Genomic DNA, 25576 nt, shown 5'->3' with positions numbered 1-25576 from the left:
TGCGCATCTTCTATATTCCGATCAGTAGACTGTGATCAGCAGCCCGCTGCCGTCTTAGGAAAAGAAAAATCCCGCCTTCTACATTAAGCGTCCCTTAAGAGTGGCACGACATGACCCAAGACACGCCCCTTCGCAACGATGCGACGCACCTGCCCGCCCAGATCTCGGGCAATGAGGCGTGTTTGGCAGCGATCGTGCGGACCTCCATGGAGGCCATCATCTCAATCGATGAGCAGCACCAGATCGTACTGTTCAATCCCATGGCCGAAGCACTGTTCGGCATCCCTGCCCTCGAGGCTATTGGAAAACCCCTCAATTTTCTGCTGCCTGAGCGCTTTCGCTCCACGCATACCCAGCACGTACGCCGATTCGCGGTGACGGGAGTCTCAGATCGGCAAATGGGGCTGCAGCGCACGCTCTATGCGCTGCGCCGCGACGGCACCGAATTCCCCATCGAGGCGTCCATCTCCCAAACGAGCGACGGCGAGGATCGCAAACTCTTCACCGTCATGCTTCGCGACATCACCGAACGCGTCCGCGCGGAAGCCGCGCTGCGGCACTCCCGCGAGGAGTTGCAAGCGCTCTCGGCCAGCATCCTGGTCAGCCGCGAAGAGGAAAAGCGCCGCGTTGCCCGCGAACTTCATGACGACATCGGGCAACGCCTGAGCGCGCTGAAGATGGACCTTGCGATGCTGGAGAGCGAACTGCGCGAAGTCGACACGGCGTCGCCTTACCTCAGTCGCGCGGCGGCCATGCATAGCGGTATCGACGCCGCCATCGCGGCAGTTCGGCAGATCTCTTCCGACCTTCGTCCGGCCCTGCTCGACGAACTGGGCCTGGCGGCGGCTCTGGACTGGCTATCGAAGGATTTCGCGCGGCGCTACGGCCTGACCATCGACCTGGCTACACCCGATCATCTTGACGTGAGCGAACATGAGGCGACAGCCGTTTTCCGCATCGTGCAGGAGGCTCTGAACAACGTCGTGCTCCACGCGCAGGCCAACCGCGTGTGGATCGCGCTGGACCAGCACCCCAAAGAGCTCGTGCTGCGGGTGCGGGACAACGGCAATGGCTGGGACGGCGCGCCGCGCGACAGCACGCGCCGCTCCTTCGGACTGCTCGGCATCCGCGAACGAACCCGCCTGCTGGGTGGCTCGCTGGTACTGACGCACGCGCCGGGACAGGGATTCGAGCTCTGTCTGCGCTTTCCCGTGCACGTCACGGAAGCGGAGTAAGACGATGATACGGGTAGTCATTGCCGACGATCATGCCGTGGTACGCAACGGCTTGCGCCATATTCTCGAGCGCGAGGACGACGTCGAAGTCGTGGGCGAGGCCGCCAAAGGTTCCGAAGTGCCGCAGGTGTTACGCGAGACCACGCCCGACGTGATTCTGCTGGACCTGTCGATGCCCGGACGTAGCGGACTTGAGTTGGTGCGGCATGTCCGCACCGAGTATCCGGCCAGCCGGGTGCTGGTGTTGACCATGCATGCCGAGGAGCAGTATGTGGTACGCGCATTCCGGGCTGGCGCGGCCGGATACCTGACCAAGGACAGCGCCGCCAATGACCTGATCGCGGCGTTGCGCAAGGTGGCCACGGGCGGCACCTATGTCAGCCCCGAGATGGCGGAAAAGCTGGCGCTCGGCGTGCAGGAGCAAACCGATGCACCGCATGCCAGCCTGTCCGACCGCGAGCTGGAGGTGTACCGGCGCATCGTCAATGGCGAATCGCTGACGGAAATCGCCGAGGCCCTGTGCGTGAGCGCGAAAACCATCAGCACCTACAAGATGCGACTGCTGGATAAACTCCAGCTTCGCAGCGACGCCGCGCTGGTGCGCTACGCCATCGAGGCGAACCTGTTTCCCGGAGAATCACCGCCCTAGTACCTGTCATTCGACTTACCTGCGAGGTGTGGCGGCTGTGTGCTGGCCGGCGCGCGAATCAGCAGCACGGGCTTGTTGGTCTGCGCCAGCACGCCTTCGGACACGCTACCCATGATGGCCCGCCGCAAGCCGCGATGCCCATGCGTACCCATAACGATCAGGTCGGCTGGCCAGGAGTTTGCACGCTCGACAATGGTCTCCGAGATGTTGCCGCGGCCAAGGGGACGCTCCACGAGTTCCTTGATACAGGTAACGTCGGCGTGAGAGCATCGCTCGGCGGCCAGGTCCAAGGCCCGTTCGCCACCCCGCACAAGCTGGCTCAGCACCTTGGCGGTATCAGTCGTACCCGCGGCATCGAACAATTCGCTATCGTCAACCACGTACAGCAGTTTGATCGCAGCCTGGCATACGCGCGCCATGCCGATGGCCTGCGACATTGCCAAGTCCGCCGAATCGCCACCATCCACCGCCACCAGGATTCTTTCGTACATGATCGGGACTCCGCTTGGGTCATCGTGCTTTCGAGATTAGGACGCCTAAACCCATCGCACTTGATCTGCCGCAACGGCTTTGATCGATCGACTCAGTCCGCTCTCGTTTGACTTTTCGCAACGGTTCTCCCACGTCATGACATAGATTTGACGCGTGCCCAATGTCGAGGCACTGGCGAGGGTGCGGATGGAGATCTCAGCTATCGTGGTCCACGTGGATGCGTCAACGCACGCCACGGCCCGGCTCTCCCACGCCGTCGCCCTGGCCTGTGCATTGCCTGCAACGCTTGTGGGCCTGTTGCCACAGCGCGGCCTGACGCCCGACGCGGCGTTTTTTGCCGATTGCGAATCTAGCCGCGTGGCCTTCGAAACCGCGACGGCAGGCGCCCCCATTGCCGTGGACTGGCGCGTGGGAGAAGGCACGTCACTGGAAGCCATGCAATGCGAAGGCCGCCTGGCTGACTTGATCATCGTCAGCCAGCCGTGCGCTGGCGAGGCCCATCGCCTGGTTGACACACCCCCTTTTGCCGAAGGCACGATCCTGGAGGCCGGACCACCGGTTCTTGTTATTCCACGGACGCACGACGCCGCCCCCACGCAGGCGTGGCCCTATCCGCGCGTGATGGTGGCGTGGAGTGGCACGCGCGAATCGGCGCGTGCGATGCGCGACGCGCTGCCGCTCCTGCGCCGCGCGCAGCATGTCGCGCTTGTTTGCTGCATCCCCGTCTCCCGACACCGCCACACCAATCTGGCGCCGGCCAGCTACGCGCTGACGTGGCTGGCGCGGCGGGGCGTTCGCGCCTGTCTGATCGGACTTAGGGGCGATGCACATGCGTCACCAGGCAACGCCTTGCTGGCCACCGCGCGGACGGCCCGCACCGACTTGCTGGTTTGCGGCGCGCCGGCAAGCGACAAAGCAGTCGGCAAGCTGGGAGGCATCGCCAGCACCCTGCTCGAGCAATCCACAATCCCGGCTCTGTTCGCACGCTAGCGATGCGCGTGCCGACGCTGCCCGCGTCCTTTGGAACCCCGAGGAGCCAGCAGATTCGCAAACGTAGCGTGGCTCGTCTCAGTGTGCCAGCAGCACGGGGATTGTCATCGAAGTAAGGATGGTCTTGGTCACGCCGCCAAGCACGAGTTCGCGGAAGCGTCCGTGCCCGTACGCGCCCATGACCAGCAGGTCGGCTTGCACATCGGCGGCGCGCGACAATATCAGGTCGCCTATGGCAGCATCGCTCGTACCGGGTTCGCACTCGGTGCTGACGTCGGCGCCCACATCGCGCAGCACACGGCACGCGACTTCAAGTGGCGCCGCATCGGCGCGTGTGACGTGCTGGGTCGGATTGGCATGGAGCAGGTGCACCGTGCCACCTGCCAGCAGCGGCAATGCATCGTGCAGGGCACGGGCGCATTCCTTGCCGCCATCCCACGCCACCAGCGCGCGGCGGCCCACGGTCAGCGCCGGCCCAGCGTAGGGCACCACCAGGACGGGCCGACCGGACTCCAGAATGATCGATTCGAGAAACTGTGGCGCCACCACGGTCTCGGGTTCACTGGCATCGATTTGCCCAACCACCAGGAGTCCGGCCTCCTTGACTTCCCTGAGCGTCTGACGCACCGGGTCGCCATGCAGGCTGCGCCATTCCGCAGATGCCGACTCGCGCCATACCGTCGACTCGAATCGTTGCTGCAGCGTTTCGTGCTGGCGCTCACGCCGGGCCCGATCCTCCTGCAGAACGGTGGCGGCGTGCCCCACGTGATAGAACCACTGTGGATCGGCGGCAAACGTGGCACAAACGCCTATCAGGCGGCAACGCTGGGCGATGGCGATTTGCACGGCCAACTTCGCGCGGAGCATCGCGCGCGAGCTGGCGTCTATATGCACGAAGATGCTGGGATAGGCGAGCATGGCTTGATCTTCTGGCCTCTGCGGCGCGGCCGCCTAGTGGGAAATGAGCAGTGGCACTGGCGTGTTGTTCAGCAACGTGCGGGTCGTGCCGCCGATCATCAGCTCACCAAGCCTTGAATGTCCGTAGCCGCCAGCCACCAGCAGGTCGGCCGATTCCCGCAGCACCTTCTGCAGCAGGCAACCGGCGACCGATGACGATTCTTCCACCGCCAGCGTCGCACGGACACCGTGCGTGCCCAGCCAGCGCAGCAGTTCTCCGTCGCCGTGCTGCCAGAGCCCCTTGCTACCCATCACCACCACGAGGATCACGCGATTGGCGCGTTTTAGCAGCGGTAGCGCATCGCTGAGCGCGCGAGCTGCCTCGCGCCTGCCGTTCCACGCCACCACGGCGGTATTGATCGTCGACAGCCGCGCCTGGGCCGGTACCACTAGCAAAGGCCTCCCCGCGTTCACCAGCGCATACTCGGCGGCCGACGCCATCAAAACGGGCAGGTCGCTGGGCGCGCCCGGCAGGCCGGGCAGGATGATGTCGCTGGCCATGCCATGCGCGGCAAGCGTCCAGCCGGCATCCTGCTCCACCAGAAGGTGCATGTAATCAGTCGGCGTACCGTGGCGCGCGCAGGCATCGGAGAGCGCCTGCGTACCGGCCTGCTCCACACCGCGCAACATGTCGGCACGCATGGCCTGATAGCGCATTGCCTCCGAGCCCGCGCTGCGATACGGATCCAGCATCGGTCCGGTGGCGCTGAGTCCGATCACGCGCCCATTGGCGTTAGACGCCAGGGCAAATGCCGCATCCAGCCGCGCCTGAGTCGCCCCATCGTCAGCCAGATCCACCAGTACTGTCTTGTAAGCCATCGCCATGCCCTCGTACGCTGTTGCACCGACTACAGTCAAAGGTAATCAGTGCAGGATTGCGACACTTGCGCCAGATCAAGTCATAGCGCGTAGCGGATGCGACGATCGATCTAACCCGCCGTTGCGCGGGTAAGCACGACAAGGAACGCTACATGGATGCCAGCATGCAGGCCATGATCTTCGACGGGCACACGCTCGACGCGCAGCGCGTGCCTGTGCCCACGCCAGGTGCCGGCCAGGTGCGCATCCGCGTGCTGGCCTGCGGGGTATGCCGCACGGACCTGCATGTGATCGACGGAGATCTTTCTCATCCAAAGCCGGCGCTGATCCCAGGCCACGAGATCGTGGGTCGCGTCGAAAAGCTGGGCGAAGGCGCGGCCGGGGTGGCCCTCGGCGACCGGGTGGGCGTGCCGTGGCTGGGCCATACCTGCGGCGTCTGTCGCTTCTGCGCCAGCGGGCGCGAGAACCTGTGCGACGCGCCGCTGTTCCACGGCTACACCTGCGACGGCGGCTACGCGGAATACGTGCTGGCAGACGCGCGTTATTGCTTCCCGATTCCAGACACCTACGATGACACGCAGGCCGCGCCATTGCTGTGCGCCGGCCTGATCGGCTACCGCACGCTGCGCATGGCTGGAGACGCGCAGCGCCTTGGCATCTACGGCTTTGGCGCGGCCGCGCACATTGTCACGCAGATCGCCGTGGCGCAGGGCCGCACGGTCTATGCCATGACAAGACCCGGCGATACTTCGGCGCAGGCGCTGGCCACTCAAGTCGGCGCGGTGTGGGCAGGCAGCAGCCTGGACCCGCCACCAGCCTTGCTGGACGCCGCCCTGATCTTTGCACCGGACGGCTCGCTGGTACCCGCTGCACTGGGAGCCACGGACAAGGGAGGCGTGGTCGTATGCGGCGGCATCCACATGAGCGATATTCCGTCGTTTCCGTATCGGCACCTTTGGGAAGAGCGGCGCATCGTATCCGTTGCCAACCTCACGCGCGAAGATGGTGTGGGGCTCATGAACGTGGCCGCAAGCCTTCCAATTCAGGTGCACACCACGGTTTATCCGCTGCGCGATGCGGACAAGGCGCTGGGAGATATGCGCGCAGGACGGCTTGTTGGCGCCGCAGTCCTGCGCATCTGACTGGCCGATGGCGCGGGCTTCGTACCAACGCAACGCTACTGCGGCAGCACCCGGATGTCGTCTACGACCTTCGTCGCGCCGGGAGCGCTCCACGCGGCGTTGAACGCCGCCTGACGTTCGGCCAGCGACGTGACATGCCCCGACAGGGTAACCACGCCATCCTTGACGACGACCTTCACATGTCGCGCATCTTGCGCTGCCTGACGGTGCAAGGCGTCCTCGATGCGCCGCTGCACGTCGGGCGCGCTGGTTCGGGGCCGCAGCACAATCTGATTCACGATGCCTCGCACACCATTGAGCAGGCGCACCGCATCGGCGGCGGCACGACGTTGATAGTCCCAGTCGACCTCGCCCGAAAGCGTCACCATGCCACGCTCCACTACCACGCCGAGTTGGCCAGCAGCCACGACTGAATTCCAGGACAAAGCGTTTTCGACGGCCCACGCGATATCGGCGTCGGTTCGCACCCCATCACCCGGCAGCACCACCTCCAATTCCACGGCAAGTGCGCGTACACCCGCCACGCGTCGCGCAGCCCGCTCGACACAGCGTTTGGCATGGAATGAACGCGGATTCCCGGTGAGCGTGACGATGCCATCCCTTACCTGCACTCCCACCTCTCGCTCATCGACTTCCGGGTCCCACGCCAGTTCGTCCAGGACGTCCTGCTTTAGTTGAATATCGCTTTTCATCATTCCCTCCTTTGCCTATCCGCGTCCTGCCTCTCAGTGACTCTAGGCGTAACTCGACGGGCGGCTTTGCGTTGGCGCAAGGCCCTGCCGGGCGACCGCACATTCTGCGGGCAAGTGCGTGTCAGGTTTTCCTGACACGCACCCAGCACAATCTGACCCGCCTCTCAGCCACGGCTGATTTCGGCCGAACCGGCCGTGATCAATACTTCAGGCAAATCGGGAGACACCGAGTACGGACGCCGGCGTGCAGCCAGCGAATCGAACAGCAAAAGGGGATGACATGCAGCACCAAGCAGTAGAATTTCGCACGGCCGTGCCTCCGCCCTACCCTGAACCCTACGCGCCAGCGCAGTTCATGGCCCAGACACCCAGATGTGTCCATTGCAGCCTGCGGCCGCTCTGCCTGGCGGCGGAACTCGACACCGATGACATACCCCGACTCGAGTCGATCATCGGACGGTGGCGCACGGTGCATCGTGGAGACTACCTATTCCGCGTGGGCGACAAATTCCAGTGCCTCTATACGCTGCGCTCAGGATCGTTCAAGGTCGTAGCAGGCCACGAGGAAGGTGTCGAGCACGTCACGGGCTATCTGTTGCCGGGCGACATGCTCGGGCTAAGTGCCATCTCCAGTGACCAATACGATTGCGATGCCATTGCACTGGAAGACAGCACCGTGTGCGTGATCCCGTTCTTACCGCTGGAACAGCTTTGCCGCGACATGCGCGGCGTACAGCATCAATTGCACAAACTGCTGAGCCAAGAGATCGTGCGCGAATCCCGCCAGACCACGCTGCTGTCGGGCATGCCATCGGAGCGTCGGGTCGCGGCCTTCTTGCTCAACGTTTCGCGGCGCCTGCGCGCCAGGGGCTACTCGGCACATGCTTTCACACTCCGGATGACGCGCGAGGAAATTGGCAGCTACCTGGGCATCAAGCTGGAAACGGTCAGCCGTACGTTCTCGCGCTTCCAGCGCGAGGGGCTGATCCGCGTGGACGGCAAGAAAATCGAGATCTTCGATCTGGATGCGCTGGCGCAGGTCTGAGCGTCACGCAGCGCGCACGACCCACGCCGGCACGCCGCCGGCCCGGCGTGATCGAACTCGCCCACTAACGTGCCACAGCCGCACAGCGCCGTGGCTCTTGGTCTCGTGCTGGCCAAGCTCGAAGAATTATGCGCGCTACGCGCTAGTGCCGTGGCACCCACTCCAGATGTGGCATTCCAAGTAAATGCCGCGATTTTCGTTTCGCAACTTTATCGGGTGGCATTTACTTGTTTCTCCCCTACTCCAGCAAATACTTCTGCCGGTACTCGGGCATCGTCACTCGCCACTTCAGCTCGTGTTCGATGCGCTGGCGTAACGCGTCGCTGGCCGCTGGCTCGCCATGCACGACGAACGTCTGACGCGGCGGACACTCGAACCCCTTCAGCCAGGTCATCAACTCGTCGCTATCGGCATGGGCCGACAGATTCTCGATTTGAGCCACTTCGGCGCGGATGTCGATGTCCTTGCCATGCAGCCGGATTTGCTTGGCGCCACTGCACAGGCGAGCGCCGCGCGTGCCGGGAGCCTGGAATCCGGACAGCAGGATGGTGTTTCGCGGGTCCGGGCCGAACGCTTCCAGGTGGTGCACCACGCGCCCCCCAGTAGCCATACCGCTGCCTGCCAGGATGATCTTCGGACTGTGGTCCGAATTCAGGCGTATGGATTCCTCAGTGCTGGTCACGGCATTGGCCATGTTGCAAGCGCCCGCGCAGCTTGCCTCGTCAATGCGTAGTTCCGAGACATGGCGGGCAAAGATCGTCGTCGCCGCGATAGCCATGGGGCTGTTCAGATAAACGGGCACGTCCGGCAGCCGGCGCAACTGCCTGAGCCGGTACAGGCAGTACAGCAACGACTGCGCACGGCCTACTGCAAACGTCGGGATCACGAGCGTGCCGCCCCTGTCGATCGTGCGGCTGACGATGTCGCCCAGTGCGTCGATGGGATCCACGTCGGGATGACACCGGTCGCCGTATGTGGATTCCACGAACAGCCAGTCGGCACGTTTCAGGAAGGCGGGTGCGCGCATCACCGAGTCATTCAATCGCCCAAGATCGCCGGAGAACACCAGGCGCTGCCCGTCGACGTGCAAGGTAACACTGGACGCGCCGATGATGTGGCCGGCGTGACTGAACTCGGCATAGATGTCCGAGCCCACCGGTACGCGTGTGTCGAATCGCACTGCCTCCAGGCGATGCACCGCGCGCTCGGCATCGGCGCGCGTGTACAGCGGCATTGCCGGATCGTGACGCGAGAACCCTCTTCGGTTTGCATACGCCGCGTCCTCCTCGGCCAGCGCCGCGCAGTCGGGAAGCAATACGCCGCACAATTGCGCTGTACCCAGCGTGCAGTACACGCGCCCGCGGAATCCGTTGCGGATCAGCAGAGGCAGGTAGCCACTGTGATCGATGTGCGCGTGGGTCAGCACCACCGCGTGCAAGCTGGCGGGATCCACCGGCAGCGCATCCCAGTTACGCAGGCGCAGGGCTTTGAATCCCTGAAACAGGCCGCAATCCACCATCACGCGGAGGCGTCCCGTATCCACGACGTACTTGGAGCCAGTCACCGTATCGGTGGCGCCCAGACATTGCACTTTCATCGATATCTCCCTGTCCATGCCGCGCCATCGCCAACCGGATGCCTTGCGGTGCGCACAGCGCGCAGCAGTATTTTCAGCATGGATCGCACGCAGGGCGGTAGCTTGATTTCCATCAACGTCCGGGCACTTCGCATCCAGAAATGCCTGCGCCGCACACTCGCAGCGGCGATGGCTGTGATCCATGTCCTGCACACCGCTCAGCACATTCTGATTTCCTTGTCGGCGCGCGGCGTCCATACTGGGATCACCGTTGATGCTGCCCTACTTTCCCGCCATGCTGGCATTCAAGCCTCTCGGAATCGACACGTGGCAGGAGCACGTGATCTACCTCCATCCCGACTGTCCGGTATGCGGAGCAGAAGGCTTTTCGGCGCAGGCGCGGGTGCAGGTGCGAATTGGTGCGCGCACACTGATCGCCACGCTGAACCTGGTGGGCTCCCCGCTGCTGCATACTCACCAAGCCAGCCTCTCGGCAAGCGCTGCAGGGGAACTGGGCGCCCGTGAAGGCGATGCGGTCGAGATCACGCACGCGCCAGCCCTGGAATCAATGCGCGCAGTCCGCGCAAAGATCCATGGCTTGGTCATCGACGACACACAACTGGCCGGCATCATCACGGACATTGCTGGTGAGCGTTACACGGAAATGCAGATCGCGGCCTTCCTTGCGGCCTGCGCGGGCGGCAGAATGAACGAGCAGGAAGTTATCGGCTTGACCCGCGCGATGATCGGCACAGGAGAGCAATTGCGCTGGGACCGCGAGGTGGTGGCCGACAAGCATTGCGTGGGCGGGCTGCCGGGCAATCGCACAACGCCAATCATCGTGGCAATTGTGGCCGCCGCCGGGCTGACAATTCCCAAGACCTCCTCACGCGCGATCACATCTCCAGCGGGCACGGCGGACACCATGGAGACCCTGACACGAGTGACACTGGACGTGCACGAACTGCGGCGCGTCGTGGAACGCACGGGTGCCGCGCTCGCGTGGGGCGGCGCACTGAACCTCAGTCCGTCCGACGACGTGATGATTCGTGTCGAACGCGCCCTGGATATCGACAGCGACGCCCAGTTGGTTGCGTCGATCCTGTCGAAGAAGGTGGCTGCCGGGGCCACGCACGTGCTAATCGATGTCCCCGTAGGCCCGACGGCCAAGGTGCGTTCCGAAGCCGACCTGTTGCGCCTGGAATCCTTAATGCAACGCGTGGCGGGGGCGTTCGGACTGCAAGTGGTGATGGTGCATACCGACGGAGCCCAGCCAGTTGGTCGTGGCATCGGTCCGGCGCTGGAGGCCCAGAACGGCCACGAGCGGCCCTTCGGCAATAGGCTTCTGTTCGGCTGCTGTCAGTCCCTGGCCCGCCGTTGCAGGACATCCGATCCGGCGGCTTCGTGTCCCGTGCGGACGTTGAAGCAGAAAGCAACATGGCGCTGCTTCTTGCTGCTATCGGACCACTTGAGCTTTGGGGAACTGCCAGCTTCCTTTCAGGATTTCCTGGCGCGGTCGGTACATCCGTGCGGTGTAGTTCCAGCCCTCGACGATGGGCAGGCAGTTCGGGATCTTGCCGTCGCATCCGCCGAACTGGACAGTCACCGAACCATCCGCGTTCTTCTTGGCCGTGACGTCATTGACCGAGTAGGCGTTGTAGTTGTTCTTCTCGAAGAAGCCCTTGGCGTTGTACAGGCTGACCGACCAGAACGCATCCACCGGAACGTTGCGTGGCACCGTCAGTTTGTAGATGGTCTTGCCATCGTTCTTTTCTGGCGTGAAGCTGGCGTAGCTCGCGTCCTTGTCCGGATTGCCGCCCCAGCCGGCGGCCGTGCCGATCAGGTGGTGGATGGGGTCGACCTGATCCTTCCTGCCGAAGGAGCGGTCGAAGCCCGAGTGCTTGGCCAGGGCGAGCAGGATGTTGCGAACCTCCTTCAAGCTGGATTCATCCCAGTTGGGCAACTCGAGCTTGCCGGTGTTCTTTTGGTCAAGCTTGATCGCGTCCTGCAGTTTGTGGACCGCCTCAAGGTCCTTGGGGTCCGCGGGATCCACCAGGGTGCGGACGGCCACGAAGGCATACCGCGTTCCCATGTTCTTCTGCGTGATCGCGCGTGGCTTGTTGTCGTACGCGACGAACTGCACGTAATGGTCTTCATTGAGCACCATCAGCGACATGAAGCGCTTGCCCGCGTTGGGCAGGGTGACTGTGGCGGGACCGGCCGCCAAGTCCAGAACCGCGAACGAATAGAGCGTGTCGCGGTTCATCCGGATGACGGTCTGGTTCTCGACTGAGGCAGGTTCCCGCGAATGATGGAACTTGCCGAGTCCACCGGCCACCTTGGCATTGCTTGCCAGGTAATTGTCCGTCTCCGCGCGGGTGAAGTTGTCGACCGTCACCGGAACGCTGCCCTGCGCCAGTGCGGCGCCGGACAGAACGGAAGTCAGAGCGCCTGCGGCAACCGTCGCAAGTACGGTTCGAATAAAGTCGAATGGCATGGGACGAATGAGACGGATGGGTGAAGACAGTCCGATAGTGGCAGACAAATGCATCAATAAGCAAGTCGTGGACACTCGATCCGACCGTACCATCTTCGGCGGCGATCTCGACACCGCAGGCGACCTCGAGCCAATAACCGGTTTGCAGCGGAGAGGTGCCGTTCTGGCCCGGCTCGAAGAAGTTCGGCAACGGATCGGTGACGCGCCGATGGCGTCCAGCCCGCCCGGCTGGAGCGGTTTGGCCAACCCGGCTCCGCGCCAGTTGAGCCCGCCGGCTCGCTGCCCGCCGCGTCGAGCCGGCTCTGGCGCGCCATGTCGACTGACCCGGCCCAGGACCAGATCGTGCTGCAGACCAGCCCGGACATAGGAATGTTCAGCGTCAACGCGTATCCGGTGGATGCCACCCAGCCCGTGCAGGCCTATTCCCTGCAAGGTTGCGGCGCCGTGACCCCGTTGTTCGATATGGTAGTCATGTCCGGCGGCGGCTTGTTTTATGGGTATGACTGCGGAGGCGGCCTTGTCCAGTCGGGCTATGCCGGCGGCACCATACTGGGGGGCTCGGCGGGTACGCCATTGATCAGCCTGGCCATGATGCCGGACGGTTCGTCGCTGGCCATCGGCACCGACGGTTTTCGTTACCAAGGGGTATGGGCCTGGCCGTGGTTGACGCAGGCGGGCGCCGCGGGTTTTGGCGGGGTGAACTCCGGAATCATCCTGCCCGCCATGACCGCCAATAGCGCCATCTCGGTCGCATGGGACGCTTCGACTGCCATCACCCGATACGTCGCCGACAGCAGCGTCCAAAACATTTACATGGGCGGGGTTGCATTTGCCCGAAAGGCCGACGCCGCCAGCTTCGTGGAAGTCGACGGAGCCGGGCGGTTCACGATCTACCGGCTCAATCCTGGCACGACGGTGGTGAGCTCGACGAAGCCTCTCGCAGGCCCCGCTGGAAGCAGCGTCCCCACCGACTTCGCCGCCGCTGTCGACGCCAACGGCAAGGTGCGTCTCATTGTCCGGATGCCGAATGGATCGACCTGGGTGTACGACGAGCCCTGAGGCAATAGCAAACAGTGCCTGGCGACCGCCGGGCACTCCTCTCTGACCATGTACTAAGTCAGTTCGAACCAAAGCCCGCCGACCGCTCCCGGACAAAGATCGGCCATTCACATTTGAATGGCCGATGACTCAGAAGGGTCGATCAGAGACTGTTCAGTCTGCCTGCATGGCGCCCGCACAGTTTGCGCCTCACGCGTCGCCACGGCCGTCCGGTGGCTCCACTCATGAATCCTGTTGTTCAAGCGCCCGCCAGTGATTTGACCAGTTCGTCGAACACCAGTCGCACGCGAGGCGCTACAGGACCACGTTGGGGCCGGTAGACATAGAGGTCCCACGGACTTGGCTCGAGAGGTTGCATCACGCGCACCAGGCGTCCCGCAGCGATGTGTTCATCGGCCATGAACCCCGCAATCTGGCCAAATGCCAGGCCGGACAGCACCGCATCCAGTTCCGCTTCTGAATCATTGCTGGCGAACGTTGGCGCTGATGGCGTGTACTTGCGTCCCTGCGAGAACATCCATGGCCACGGGCGGCCTGTCGACAAGTCGTTCATAACCGTCGTCGGCAGTGTTTCGAGATCGTGGATGTGCATCGGTGTCCCCCTTCGATCGATCAGGGCGGGCGCGGCAACTACATAAAACCCATGCGCATTGACCTTGCGCGCAACGAACCGGTTGTCTCGCACGGGCCCGAACCGCACGCCAATGTCGATACGTTCGTCCACGACATCAGCGGGCGTGTCGCTCAGACTGAGGTCAATGCGCAGACCGGGATGTGCAATGGCCAAGGTTGAGAGCGGTGGGAGCAATCCGATCCGACCCAGCGCTTTCGGCGCGGTAATGCGAACAATGCCAGCGTAGTTCTCGTCCTTGCTGGCTTCGCTTGGGGAGAACATCGCATCGATCAACGCCAGGCGCTCCCGCGCAGTCTGGGCGAGTGCCTCACCGAACGCCGTGATGCGGATATGGCGCGTATTCCGGTGAAACAGCAGTTCTCCCTGCAATCGTTCGAGCTCCTGGACTGCACGCGTCACGGCCTGAGGCGAAATGCCCAGACGGATGGCGCCATCCTTGAAGCTGCCGGCTTCGGCGGCCGCCACAAATATCCGCAACATCTCCAATCGGTTCAGCATCCCAATGCTTCCTATTTATGGAATTCTGAAAGCATATCATTTCCATTTTCTGAAATCGTCGGGTCGCCGATACTGCCCTCATCGCTTCAGTTCTTACGCAAAGGAGATGACATGAGCGCGAACATCGAAGGTAAGGTCGTTGTAATCACCGGCGCAAGCAGTGGTCTGGGGGAAGCCACCGCCCGGCACCTGGCAGCGCGGGGTGCGGCAGTCGTCCTGGCTGCGCGCCGGGTGGATCGCCTGATTGCCATTGCAGCGGAATTGCGTGCGGCCGGCGGGAGGGCCGAAGTTGTGGAGACCGACGTGACCAGGCAGGACGACATGCGCAAGCTGATCGACAGCGCCGTAAGCGCCTTCGGGAAAGTCGACGTGCTCGTCAACAACGCCGGCCTGATGTCGATCGCCCCGCTCAGCGAGACCAAGGTTGATGAGTGGGATCGAATGATCGACATCAACATCAAGGGCGTTCTCTACGGCATCGCCGCCGCACTTCCCGTCTTCCAGAAACAAGGCAGCGGCCACTTCATCAACATTGCATCGGTGGCCGGCATCAAGGTGTTCAGCCCTGGCGGAACGGTCTACAGCGGCACCAAGTTTGCGGTGCGAGCCATCTCCGAAGGCTTGCGCCACGAAGTGGGCGGTGCGATCCGCACCACAACGATCGCACCCGGTGCGGTGGACTCGGAACTGAAGCAAGGCAGCAGCCACGAGGAAAGCGCCGCGTTTGTGAAGGACTTCTACAAGATGGCCATTCCTGCCGACGCCGTCGCTCGCGCGATCACTTACGCCATCGAGCAACCGGCAGACGTGGATATCAACGAGATCGTCCTGCGGCCGACCCAGCAGGAGTTCTAAGCAAACGTGGCTGGCGGGTGGCCTGCGGCGACGCGCAGCCACCGCCAGCCACACGATGGTTCAGAGACTTCGCCGGCTGTTCTCCACGGGGATCGTGAAACAGAAAGTCGTACCACTGGGATTGCTGTCTGTAACCCAGATGCGCCCTCCATGCGCCTCGACGATTGCTTTCGAGATGGTTAGTCCTAAGCCCATTCCTTCTGACTTGGAAGAGCAAAATGCATCGAAGAGTGATGTTGAAATGCTGCTGCTGATTCCAGCTCCCGTATCACCTACTTCGAACTGAACAAAATCTGGATCGGTCGCATGGACCGCGACGGACAGCTCGCGCCTCATATCAGATGGCGAGCCTTCTATGGCATGAAGGCCATTTGCCAAAAGATTCCCAAGAACTTGTTGAATCTGAATTCTGTCTGCGAAAACCTCGAGATGCGGATCGATTGTCTTCATGATCCGTATGCCTTTGGCGGCCAATTCAGGGCCAAGGAAAAATAGTACCGCCTCAACGATCTCGTTCGCACTATTCATTGCAGGACGCACTGGCGCTCTCATGATGAACGTCCGAAGCTTCTGTGACACCTCGCTGGTCTTGGTCGCCCATCGCGCTGCGGCTTGAAGCGCCGACGAAGCTTCCGCAATATTCGGCTCGGATCGGTCGATCCAGCTGATTGCGGCATCGATGGAGAGCAGGGTCGACGACAGCGGCTGGCTTACCTCATGCAGTACGGACGCCGCTAGCTGACCTACAAGCGAGATCCGCGCGGTATGAGCCATTTCAGCTCGTAGCGCCTGAAGCCGATCGGAGTTCTGCTTGTACTCGGTGACATCAAAAGCGTAAAAATGTAGCCGTCGGTACTTGTCGTCTTCCTCCGGCAACGAGCATCGCCACACAATGGGTACCGTTCTTCCGTCGAAGGTCTTCAGAACTCGCTCGCCCTGACAGCTTTTGGCACCGTCGAAGATTGCCTGCAATACCTGCGCGTTGCTGGGTCGACTTGCCGGCAGTAACGACCGAGCCGCATCGAAGAACTCGTCTCGGGAACTTGCACCGAACAGTTCGATCGTCGCGTCGTTCGCGTCGACGAACGAATGCCGAAGACGAAGCTGCTCAATGACGTCTGGATGCTCATCCAAAAAGGCAGCAAGATCCGTGACGCCAGCGGCCTTGATGCCATCGACCCACTGCTTTAGTGGATACCAGTCCTCAATCAGAATGGGGATGGGTGCGAAGCGAAACGACTCTTCCGAAGAGACCATGGTTGCTTGATGATGCGCAGGGAGCGCCTAAGATGAATCGGAACTCCATCTATCTCTTTACAGCGATCAGACAACTCGTCTTCAATACGGAGACGGCCGCGTAGCGGCTCCATGTCGAACGGCATTGTGCGTTGGCCGATTGCTCTCGGCGTATCCTCGTACAGCCTACCCCGCAGGGGTTAGGCCATCGGCCTCAATTGTGCTGCTGCCTTCGATGGCGTTGACTCTGTTGTTGCTGTGCCGGCCCGTTGTGGATGGGGCTGCCGACCTGATGGCTAGGGTGCTGCCGGATCGGCAACAATGCCCAACATGCGTGCTTGGAGAACGAACTCCGCGAGCGACTTGGCGCCCATTTTCTTCATGGCCTGCGCCCGGTGAAACTTGATCGTGACTTCGTTAAGATCAAGTTTCCCAGCAATTTGCTTGTTCAGTAGCCCCTTCACGACGTACGCCATGACCTCTTTTTCGCGCGATGACAGGGCGGTGTAGTTCGTGTGCAGCGACTCTTCGGCGCGCGCCGTCTCGATCCGCCTGGCATGGTTATTCAAGGCGTTGGCGACCGCATCGAGCATGTCCTGATCCCTGAAGGGCTTCGCCAGGAAATCGACGGCTCCCGCTTTCATCGCTTGCACCGACATAGCGATATCGCCGTGCGCGGTCATAAAGATGATAGGAATGTCCAGTTTCGCGTCTAGAAATTGCTCTTGGACAGCCAATCCGCTGTGCCCTTTAAGCCGGACGTCCAGGATCACACAACTCGGGCCTTCCGGTTTGAGAAACTTGAAAAACGCCGGGGCAGACTCGAATGATTCGACCTTGTACCCGTTCGCGCGCAGCAACATGGACAAGGCTCTGCGCATGGACTCGTCATCTTCTATGACGTAGACATGGGCATTGGTCTGCTTCTCGAACACGAGATTCTTCATAACGTCGTTTCCTTTCGCCGACGCAGTTCCAAATGGAAAACAGCGCCCTGCGGATCGCCTCGCTCAGCCCAGATGCGACCCCCGTGCGCCTCAACAATCGAGCGACAGATCGAGAGGCCCATCCCAAGCCCGCTCTCCTTCGTTGTAAAAAAGGCGGCGAAGATACGATCGATGTCACCGTCACGGAATCCTGGACCGCTGTCGGACACATCGATCTGCACAGCATTTCCCCGTATAAATGCACGAATTTCCAGCCGCCTTCTTGGAGACTTCGCCTCCGCCATGGCTTGCACGGCATTAAGAAGCAGGTTGACAATAACCTGCTGGAGCTGAATTGGGTCGCCGTCTACTGCGACATCCGTCGGGGGAGCGTTGACCTGAAGTTCCACTAGTGCAGCGCGGCACTCCCGTGCCACCAACCGAACCGCATCATTGATCAGTGCATCGACCTGCAAGGGCATGCGCTGCGGTTCGCGCTTCTGCGCCATAGCCCGAATCTGTTTGACAATCTCCGCCGAGCGTTCGGCATCAAGAAGAATCTGCTCTATTGCGACCTTCGCTTCCCCAACTTCTGGGACCGGACGATCCAGCCAGCAAAGCGCTGTATCTCCGCAAGTCATGATCGCAGCAAGCGGCTGAGTCACTTCGTGCGCAATAGTTGTAGCCAAGCCACCGAGCGTAGTCAAGCGCATCACATGTGCAAGCTCGGTCATCGACTTTTGAAGTGCCTCCTGGCCGGTGACCACAGCCGTAATGTCCATCAAAGCCCCTACGTACTCGAGGTCGGGTGTGGCGCCAAGGGCGTTAAGCCGGGCAACAAACCTTACATGCTTGATTTCACCGTTGGGCATGACCAGTCTGTAGATGCCGTCCACCACAGGCTTACCGTCGCGAATAGCCTGGTCCAGACCTTTGACCAATTCAACATCGTCAGGATGAGTACGTTCCAGGACAACATCAACACTGGGTTGCGTGCCAGGACTGACGCCAAGGATTCGAAAGCACTCTTGAGACCAATGCATGACGCGTGAATTTGCGTAGCGCATGACACTACCGGTCTTGCTTAGACGCTCGGCTTCGGCTGCATACGCATGATTCCGCTCCAGCTCGGACTCTGAACGACGCCTTGCAGTAACGTTATTGTTCGTGGCCATGACAGCAACGGGCCGTCCCTTGGCGTCCTTCCAAAGACCGATACGCGTTTCGACGACGAGACTTGATCCATCGCGATGCTTGCGACCCACCTCTCCCTCCCATCTGCCATCGCGCATCAATTCGGTGTACAGGGATCCACGTGACAGCGGAAATTGAGTCTCGGTAAGAACGTGGAAATCTTTTCCAATCGCCTCGTCAGCATTCCAACCGTATAGCGCTTCCGCGCCTTTGTTCCAAAACCTCACGATTCCGTTCAAATCGTGGACAACAATCGCGTCGTGTGTAAGATCCAGCAATTGCACGTACTCTCGAAGCGCATCGCTTGTGCAGATATGTCTGATGGATAAGGCCGTCGCTGTTGCGAGCGCGAACAGGCTGACCGCACATCGGGCCAATGCGCTGCCGGTAAAATGCGGCTCATGAGAAAGGAGTAGTGCGATGAGAGTCAATAATCCGCAAGCGCCGGCCGCAAAGCTCGTAGCATGAAATGAGCCTGTCGCGGCAACGAGTTGCACCACCAGCACATATAGAACCGCGATCGCGACGTGATAGTCAGTGAATGCGTCGAACGCGAATACGTTGAGAGCCAGCACAACCGCGGCCAACGAATATGCTCGAGAGCGCCAAATAGTCGACGCAGGCTTGCCCGGCCCTCCAACGCGGAGATGCAGACCATACGGACTGAACGGCAACTCAAAGCGATGGATTTCTGACATACGCGAGCCCGATCGTAATCACAGCGAGTTACTGGAGGAAGCAATTGCCGCCACCTCCTGCAGATGGGAGCGAAAGTCAGCACCTTTCACCGGCTTGCAAAGAAAAGCCACCGCTCCAAGCTCCAGTGCTTCGGTCCGAATGTCGTCGGTACAGAACGCAGAGATGCAGATTACTGGCGCCGAGCAGTTGCGTGCATTCAGCTCCTTCATCAACTCTATGCCGGTCATCTCCGGCATCTGCACATCGGTGATGATGCATGCGACGTTGGCTTCCTCACCGCTGTCCAAGAATGAAGGTGCGGACTCAAAAACCTTGGCGTTCCATCCTATGGAACGCGCGAACAACGTTAGGGCATTTCTCAATGACTCGTCATCATCGATAACCGCCACAGTCAGGCCTTTCTCCACGCAGAAACCTCCCATCGGGGTGGACGGCGCCCATGCTACGCGGCAGCCGACGGCAAAAATACTATGCGAAAGTATAAATGGGCTGTGCTTTAGAGAAACGGCATTGCACTCTCAAGATCAACTTCCGTGGCACCTCCGGCGTGCTGGCAGAGTCGGCCAGAACCCTTACTCTGAAGCCCGAATCGTTGTCTTCTCGATCAGTATGATTGCCAATAAGTCCCCGACTTGAGTTGCGGCGCACCTGGCCCGATGACTACTCTTCCCGGGATGGCTGCGTTCTTGCGAGATTGTCAACAGGTCGAGATCGATGTCGGCGGCAACCTCACCTCCACCTCCAATCCAGATGACGTTTTGAGAATAGCTCTTGACTAGTCTTTGGACGGCTTTGCGACGTTTCAACGAAAGGGAAATCGCCCTTTCCTTCCCTCGGATATCTCCCGGTATTTTTGGTCCTTTCTGGCATGGCCTCTGCAACTATCTTTGGTATAGCGCCGTTTATCCTTTAAATATCGCCCCAAAAAAAACTTTATTAATCAGTACGTTGCACACACCCTATAAGCGAAGGATAAACCGGACCATACCTCGGTATAGCACCTTCATGCGAATCTTGTTGCAAGAATATACATGTCGTCTACAACGTTCCTTCACGGTACCGAACCGGTTTCATGTCGAATATGACTGCCTACAAATCTGGTACCGATGGCAACGAAATGCACTGAGAAATGCATGGATTAACTAGCCATCATTCCGACAGTAGTGAATCAGTGCGTCCATTGAAAATCGCACCAAGGAAATCACGATGAAAGCACCGAAGGTAGGAATTCTGCTTGCAATCGCTTGTGCAATGCCCGCGCTGTCGATTGCACAAGAGAATCAAAATGGGGTGACTCGACAGAAGGTTCGTGCCGAACTTATCGAATTGGAGAAGGCGGGATACGATCCGCATAGGGTAGACGACGCCACATTCCCGGCAGATCTTCAGGCTGCCGAAGCGAAAGTTGCTGCCCAACACCAGCAGCAAACGTCCAGCACGACCACACCATCGCCACCGACACCCCGATAGCGCGATAGCGCGCACCGCCGCGGCGAACGGCCCTTCGTCCGCCGTTGGCAGGCATCGCCAGCCCTTCGAAATCCGGAACCCTCGTCATTTCATTTATGCAACGATGATTTGCGATCGATTCTATTTCGAAATGATGTGCGCGTCGATATTCTTCTCCCATCGCATCACCCTTTCAGAAACCTCCGAAACCAAACCAAGGAGAAACATCATGACCGGCAAGCTCGCAAACAAGATTGCACTCGTCACCGGCGGCACGAGCGGTATCGGCCTGGCCACGGCCAAGCGTTTTGCTGCCGAGGGGGCTTACGTCTATGTCACGGGCCGCCGCCAGGCGGAACTCGATGCTGCCGTTGCCGCGATCGGCAACGCCACCGGTGTCCGCGTGGACTCGTCGAAGCCTGAGGAACTGGATGCGCTGTACAAGCAAATCCGCGCAGAGAAAGGACGCCTCGACGTACTGTTCGCCAACGCCGGCGGCGGCACGATGGTGCCGCTGGGCGACATCACCGAAGCGCACTACCACGACACCTTCGACCGCAACGTCAAGGGCACGCTGTTCACCGTGCAGAAGGCGCTGCCGCTGCTGTCCAAGGGCGCATCGGTGATCCTGACGGGATCGACCACCACCATCGAAGGCACGGCTGCGTTCAGCGTCTATTCCGCATCGAAGGCCGCCATCCGGGCCTTCGCGCGTAGCTGGATTCTGGACCTGAAGGATCGCGGCATTCGCGTCAACACGATCAGCCCGGGGGCGACGCGCACGCCTGGCCTCGTGGAGCTGGCCGGCCCGGATGCCGCGCAACAGCAGGGTCTGCTGGACTACCTCGCATCGCGCATCCCGATGGGCCGCGTGGGAGAACCCTCGGAAATCGCCGGAGCCGCCCTCTTCCTGGCTTCGGACGATGCAAGCTTTGTGAACGGCGCCGAACTGTTCGTGGACGGCGGCCAGGCCCAAGTCTGAAGCCAGCCGGCAAGCGACCGAGGCAACTGCCGATGGTCGCTTGCCTTCCGGTTTTCCATCTCGCTGATGTTGCGTTGGCAACACTCCGCTCGCGCCATGGATTGGATCTGGCGGACGGCCAACGCGGCAACTCCCCTCCCTCCTTCGCCCTCCATTCCGACTTTCGCAAAATTGATTGCGGGGTCGGGAATATTCGGACGGGCTCCAGCGTCTACCTCGGACATCTCCAAGCAGGTATTCACATGTTCACACCTCCTCGTAGTGCTCCATTCAAGCGATCGGTAACGCGCATCGCCCTCGCCGCAGCCCTCATTGGCGCCTCGATGGCTGCCACCGCTGCAGGATCTGCAGGACAAACGGACTCCGAAAAATTCGTTGCCGAGAACGAAGCGGCCATGACCAAGATGATGGATGGAATGTCGGCAGCACCTACTGGCGATGTCGATCGCGATTTTGTCGCAATGATGACTCCCCATCATCAAGGCGCGATCGAGATGGCCATGTCCGAACTGCGATATGGCAAGAACGAACAGCTTCGGCGCATTGCACAGGAAATCATCGTCGATCAACTGCAGGAGATCGCGGCCATGCGCATCGCCCTGGGGCAGCCGGTGCCGCCATCGGCACCGGCACCCACCCAACCCGGAGCCCCATCGGCGGTATCGGGTACTGCCATCCACAACCACTCACACATGCACTGAACAAGGCGGAGAAAACAAGAATGAAAATCAAACGACATGCCCTCGTTGTGGCGTACCTGGCATGCGCCATGGGTAGCGCGCTCGCCGGGCAGGCACCAGGCGCCAGCGCCGAGCGAGACATTCCCATCAGCCATCGGGACAGGATCTACGCCGCGGAACAATTCTCGAACACGGTCTCCGTGACGGACCCTGTGGACAACAGGCTGCTCGGCGTTATCCGTCTCGGCGACCCAGCACCGGGCAACTTCAGTCCGCTTTACCGTGGGCAGGTTCTGGTGCACGGCATGGGCTTCTCGCCTGACCATCGCACGCTCGCCGTGGTCTCGATCGGCTCGAACTCCGTGACGTTCATCGACACGGCAACGAATGCGGTCAAGCATGTGACGTACGTCGGCCGGTCACCGCATGAGGCATTCTTCACGCCGGACGGCAAGGAAGTGTGGGTGACGGTTCGCGGCGAGAACTATGTCTCGGTCATCGATGCCAAGACGTTCCAGGAAAAGCAACGCATCACCGTGGCTGACGGCCCGGGCATGCAGATCTTTTCCCCCGACGGCAAGTACGGCTACGTCTGCTCGTCGTTCAATCCTGAAACGGCGGTGATCAGCGTGGCCGATCACAAGATCGTCGGCAAGGTGAAGCAGGAGAGTCCGTTCTGTCCGAACATTGCAGCGACGGCCGACGGCAAGCAGGTGTGGTTCACGCTGAAGGATATTGGCAAGACGCAGGTGTTCGACGCGCGACCGCCCTTCACCCTCCTGAAAACCATCGATACCGGACCTATCACCAATCACGTGAATTTCGCCCAGATCGCGAATGGCACGTTTGCGTATATCACCGTGGGTGGCCTCAACCAGGTCAAGGTCTTCCGTACCGATGATTTTTCGCAAGTTGCCACAATTCCCGTCGGGAAACTGCCGCACGGTGTCTGGCCGTCGGGCGACGGCACCCGCATCTACGTAGGTCTGGAGAACGCCGACCAGTTGGCTGCGATCGATACCGCGACGAACCGCGTCGTCGCCAATGTGCCGATCGGGCAGGCACCGCAGGCCATCGCTTACGTGCCCAACGCCGTACCCGAAGGCGATGGCACGCAAGGGCTGCAGAAGCTTGGCGTTGCCGGCAATACCACGCAACTGACCCTGCTCTCCGTTGCCAATGGACGACCGACTCCCAGCGATAACCCACCGACCAGCGTGACGCTGTTCGATCAGGGCCTGCTGCAAGTGGTACAGGCTTCCGCGACCGGTCTTGAGCCGAAGCATCCCTATGTGCTGGCCTTGGCGAACCAACCCGATGGCAGCGGGACACTGGAGCCAATTGCCACGTTCATGACGAACCCCGCCGGATCGGCAATCGTCAACGCCATCGGCCCCATCCGACAGGTGGTGCAGACCGATAGTGCACCGGGTACCCGGCGATTCCTCGTCATTGCCCCGTCTGTTGACGGCAAGGCCACTGCACCCGTCCAGGTGCAGCGTATGTAAGGCATTGCGGCCGCTCCAGTTGGGGCGGCCGCATCTGAGACGCAGATCATTCCGGATTCGCCGTGAACGAGATGTTCCAACAAGTCGAGCCAATGATTCCCGCATTGCGCCGATATGCCCGTGCGCTGATGAAAGAGCGCGACGCGGCGGACGACCTCGTACAAGACTGCCTTGAACGAGTGATCACGCACTGGGACGACCGCCGCTCGTCGGGCGACACCCGGAGTTGGGTATTCGCCATCCTCCACAACCTGGCCATGAGCGCCTTGCGAAAAAACACCACTGCCGGTATCCGGCAGGTTGCCATCGAGGATGTTGCGGAATCCCTCTCGACCCGCGCCACGCAGGAGGACGGCCTGATCTATCAGGATCTGCTCGATGCTGTGGACACCATCCCCCCTGAGCAACGCAGCGTGCTACTGCTTGTCTCGCTGGAGGATATGTCATATGCCGAGGTGGCAAAGACGCTCGACATTCCGGTTGGCACGGTGATGTCTCGGCTGTCCCGCGCACGGGACAGGTTGGTACGGCTGCTCGGCGGCGCGCGGCAGCATGCCGGGCCGGCTGCCACGCTACGGAGGGTGAAATGAACGAGATTCGTCCGATCCAGGAAGAAGAGCTTCTCGCATACGTTGACAATGCGCTCGATGCCGAGCGGCGCAAGGAGATCGACGCGTATCTCGTCGCCAATCCTCCGGTGGCAGCGCGCGTCGACAAGTATCTCGCGCATCGGCAGGCATTGCGCGATGCATACGATCCCGTGTTGCAGGAACCCATCCCGCTTTCGTTGAATCTTGGACACATGCTCGCGGCGCGGCGCAGACGCGTCGACAAGCCGTGGCGCATGGCTGCCGCCGTCCTGGTCGCGCTTTGCATCGGCGGCGCAGGCGGCTGGTACGGCAACGAAAGCCGCAATGACCCCTACGCAAGCGGCATTGCGTCACTGGCGCGGGAAGCTACCGCCAGTTTCCAGGTGTATGCGCAGGACCCCGATCGGCCCGTCGAATTCGATGCGGCAAGCGGCCCTGAACTGACGCGGTGGGTCTCTTCGAGACTGAATCGAACCGTGCAGATCCCCGATCTGAGAAACGCGGGATACCGGTACATGGGTGGTCGGCTTGTGGCCACCGAACACGGGCCTGCGGGTCTGTTCATCTATGACGACGCGCATGGCGGACGTCTGGCAATGCTGGTGCGCACAATGGCGATCGATCGCGACACTCCGATGCGTCCGCATCAGGAAGACGGCGTGTCCGGATATTCCTGGGCCGACAAAGGACTGGGTTATTCAGTGGTCGCATCTGCTTCCACCACGGGCTTGCATCCGCTTGCCGACGAAATGCGCAGGCAGGTCCGTGCCGAGCATGGTCCTGTCCTTTAAAGCGCAATTCCGTTAAATCTTCGGAATAAATCGACAGAAATCGGCGTCTATCTGACAAGTCCATCGAATCCGATGTGCCGCGATCTCAAACCATTATTGGAGTCGAATCATGAAGACGAACCACACCCTGCGCAACGTTATCGCTACCCGTGGCCTTGTCGTCGCCAGGTAAAGCAAGTTCGTCTTTGAGCCATGGAACCTGCAAACAGATCATTCCTGAAGTGCGACGTTCATGCGTGCGCATGGATTGTCCATGCCATCGAACAGTTCAAATTCAGCACGCTTGACGCAACCATTCATCACTGCCGCTTGAATACTGCCAGTCGTCTTGCGGGAGTGATCGGAGTTATTCCGCAAAGCTGCATTTCAGGAATGCATGTT

General features: G+C 61.0%; 24 protein-coding genes and 1 pseudogene. 14 read left to right on the top strand and 11 right to left on the bottom strand.

Features of this window, described 5'->3' with window-relative positions:
• Positions 1-110 precede the first annotated feature (110 nt).
• Both GA566_RS27460 and GA566_RS27455 read left to right on the top strand, forming a co-directional pair.
• Entirely contained in the window at positions 111-1235 is a 1125-nt protein-coding gene (locus tag GA566_RS27460) for a PAS domain-containing sensor histidine kinase (RefSeq protein WP_160474604.1), read from the top strand.
• A gap of 4 nt (positions 1236-1239) precedes the next feature.
• The gene (locus tag GA566_RS27455; protein WP_160474603.1) at positions 1240-1884 is read left to right on the top strand and encodes a response regulator transcription factor; all 645 of its coding nucleotides are present in this window, start codon (positions 1240-1242) and stop codon (positions 1882-1884) included.
• Here GA566_RS27455 and GA566_RS27450 read toward each other — a convergent pair.
• Entirely contained in the window at positions 1881-2375 is a 495-nt protein-coding gene (locus tag GA566_RS27450) for a universal stress protein (RefSeq protein WP_160474602.1), read from the bottom strand. The genes GA566_RS27455 and GA566_RS27450 overlap by 4 nt on opposite strands.
• 187 nt (positions 2376-2562) lie before the next feature.
• On the opposite strand from GA566_RS27450, the gene GA566_RS27445 reads away from it, so the two are divergent.
• Positions 2563-3366, top strand: a complete 804-nt coding sequence (locus GA566_RS27445) for a universal stress protein (RefSeq protein WP_137927410.1) — start codon at positions 2563-2565, stop codon at positions 3364-3366.
• Positions 3367-3444: 78 nt separating this feature from the next.
• Here the strand turns inward: GA566_RS27445 and GA566_RS27440 are convergent, their stop codons facing one another.
• Both GA566_RS27440 and GA566_RS27435 read right to left on the bottom strand, forming a co-directional pair.
• Positions 3445-4284 carry a universal stress protein gene (locus tag GA566_RS27440; RefSeq protein WP_137927409.1) on the bottom strand — a complete coding sequence of 280 codons (840 nt, stop codon included), beginning with the start codon at positions 4282-4284 and terminating at the stop codon, positions 3445-3447.
• A gap of 33 nt (positions 4285-4317) precedes the next feature.
• Positions 4318-5142 (bottom strand): universal stress protein, encoded by an 825-nt coding sequence (locus GA566_RS27435; RefSeq protein ID WP_160474601.1) that lies wholly within the window; start codon positions 5140-5142, stop codon positions 4318-4320.
• Positions 5143-5294: 152 nt separating this feature from the next.
• On the opposite strand from GA566_RS27435, the gene GA566_RS27430 reads away from it, so the two are divergent.
• The gene (locus GA566_RS27430; RefSeq protein ID WP_160474600.1) at positions 5295-6284 is read left to right on the top strand and encodes a zinc-dependent alcohol dehydrogenase family protein; all 990 of its coding nucleotides are present in this window, start codon (positions 5295-5297) and stop codon (positions 6282-6284) included.
• Between the two features lie 35 nt (positions 6285-6319).
• Here the strand turns inward: GA566_RS27430 and GA566_RS27425 are convergent, their stop codons facing one another.
• Positions 6320-6976, bottom strand: coding sequence for a BON domain-containing protein (locus GA566_RS27425; RefSeq protein ID WP_160474599.1), 657 nt, complete (start codon positions 6974-6976; stop codon positions 6320-6322).
• Positions 6977-7256: 280 nt separating this feature from the next.
• Between GA566_RS27425 and GA566_RS27420 the strand changes: the two genes are divergently transcribed.
• Positions 7257-8021, top strand: a complete 765-nt coding sequence (locus GA566_RS27420; RefSeq protein ID WP_160474598.1) for a helix-turn-helix domain-containing protein — start codon at positions 7257-7259, stop codon at positions 8019-8021.
• A 238-nt stretch (positions 8022-8259) separates the two neighbouring features.
• Here GA566_RS27420 and GA566_RS27415 read toward each other — a convergent pair whose 3' ends face one another.
• On the bottom strand, positions 8260-9618 hold the full coding sequence (locus GA566_RS27415; protein WP_160474597.1) for an MBL fold metallo-hydrolase RNA specificity domain-containing protein: 1359 nt from the start codon (positions 9616-9618) through the stop codon (positions 8260-8262).
• Positions 9619-9871: 253 nt separating this feature from the next.
• Between GA566_RS27415 and GA566_RS27410 the strand changes: the two are divergent.
• Positions 9872-10906, top strand: a pseudogene (locus GA566_RS27410) (thymidine phosphorylase); the annotation flags it as partial.
• A gap of 147 nt (positions 10907-11053) precedes the next feature.
• Here the strand turns inward: GA566_RS27410 and GA566_RS27405 are convergent.
• Positions 11054-12094, bottom strand: coding sequence for a DUF1254 domain-containing protein (locus tag GA566_RS27405; protein WP_137927431.1), 1041 nt, complete (start codon positions 12092-12094; stop codon positions 11054-11056).
• Positions 12095-12406: 312 nt separating this feature from the next.
• On the opposite strand from GA566_RS27405, the gene GA566_RS27400 reads away from it, so the two are divergent.
• A complete protein-coding gene (locus GA566_RS27400) occupies positions 12407-13153 on the top strand; it encodes a hypothetical protein (protein WP_160474596.1) in 747 nt (248 codons plus the stop codon).
• Between the two features lie 238 nt (positions 13154-13391).
• On the opposite strand, the gene GA566_RS27395 is transcribed toward GA566_RS27400, so the two are convergent.
• A complete protein-coding gene (locus GA566_RS27395) occupies positions 13392-14285 on the bottom strand; it encodes a LysR family transcriptional regulator (protein ID WP_160474595.1) in 894 nt (297 codons plus the stop codon).
• 111 nt (positions 14286-14396) lie between these two features.
• Here GA566_RS27395 and GA566_RS27390 point away from each other — a divergent pair, with 111 nt between their 5' ends.
• A complete protein-coding gene (locus GA566_RS27390) occupies positions 14397-15140 on the top strand; it encodes an SDR family oxidoreductase (protein WP_160474594.1) in 744 nt (247 codons plus the stop codon).
• A 60-nt stretch (positions 15141-15200) separates the two neighbouring features.
• Here GA566_RS27390 and GA566_RS27385 read toward each other — a convergent pair whose 3' ends face one another.
• The 4 genes from GA566_RS27385 to GA566_RS27370 form a co-directional block, all read right to left on the bottom strand.
• Positions 15201-16397, bottom strand: coding sequence for a sensor histidine kinase (locus GA566_RS27385; protein ID WP_137927401.1), 1197 nt, complete (start codon positions 16395-16397; stop codon positions 15201-15203).
• Between the two features lie 275 nt (positions 16398-16672).
• Positions 16673-17323, bottom strand: a complete 651-nt coding sequence (locus GA566_RS27380) for a response regulator transcription factor (RefSeq protein ID WP_137927400.1) — start codon at positions 17321-17323, stop codon at positions 16673-16675.
• Entirely contained in the window at positions 17320-19194 is a 1875-nt protein-coding gene (locus GA566_RS27375) for an ATP-binding protein (protein ID WP_160474593.1), read from the bottom strand. The genes GA566_RS27380 and GA566_RS27375 overlap by 4 nt, the downstream gene beginning before the upstream one ends.
• 18 nt (positions 19195-19212) lie before the next feature.
• The gene (locus GA566_RS27370) at positions 19213-19602 is read right to left on the bottom strand and encodes a response regulator transcription factor (protein WP_249359628.1); all 390 of its coding nucleotides are present in this window, start codon (positions 19600-19602) and stop codon (positions 19213-19215) included.
• Between the two features lie 799 nt (positions 19603-20401).
• Between GA566_RS27370 and GA566_RS27365 the strand changes: the two genes are divergently transcribed.
• From GA566_RS27365 to GA566_RS27340, 6 genes are all read left to right on the top strand, one after another.
• On the top strand, positions 20402-20665 hold the full coding sequence (locus tag GA566_RS27365; RefSeq protein ID WP_160474592.1) for a DUF4148 domain-containing protein: 264 nt from the start codon (positions 20402-20404) through the stop codon (positions 20663-20665).
• Between the two features lie 208 nt (positions 20666-20873).
• Positions 20874-21626, top strand: a complete 753-nt coding sequence (locus GA566_RS27360) for an SDR family NAD(P)-dependent oxidoreductase (protein ID WP_160474591.1) — start codon at positions 20874-20876, stop codon at positions 21624-21626.
• 242 nt (positions 21627-21868) lie between these two features.
• The gene (locus GA566_RS27355) at positions 21869-22327 is read left to right on the top strand and encodes a DUF305 domain-containing protein (RefSeq protein ID WP_160474782.1); all 459 of its coding nucleotides are present in this window, start codon (positions 21869-21871) and stop codon (positions 22325-22327) included.
• 20 nt (positions 22328-22347) lie between these two features.
• Positions 22348-23814 (top strand): YncE family protein, encoded by a 1467-nt coding sequence (locus GA566_RS27350; protein WP_202126877.1) that lies wholly within the window; start codon positions 22348-22350, stop codon positions 23812-23814.
• Between the two features lie 71 nt (positions 23815-23885).
• A complete protein-coding gene (locus GA566_RS27345) occupies positions 23886-24404 on the top strand; it encodes an RNA polymerase sigma factor (RefSeq protein WP_237380860.1) in 519 nt (172 codons plus the stop codon).
• A complete protein-coding gene (locus GA566_RS27340) occupies positions 24401-25195 on the top strand; it encodes an anti-sigma factor (RefSeq protein WP_137927994.1) in 795 nt (264 codons plus the stop codon). The genes GA566_RS27345 and GA566_RS27340 overlap by 4 nt, the downstream gene beginning before the upstream one ends.
• Positions 25196-25576 lie beyond the last annotated feature (381 nt).

This window comes from Cupriavidus sp. SW-Y-13 (assembly GCF_009793345.1).
In the GTDB taxonomy this organism is placed as follows: Bacteria; Pseudomonadota; Gammaproteobacteria; order Burkholderiales; family Burkholderiaceae; genus Cupriavidus.
Note: the sequence above shows the minus strand (reverse complement) of the source record. Positions and strands in the feature narration are given on the sequence as shown.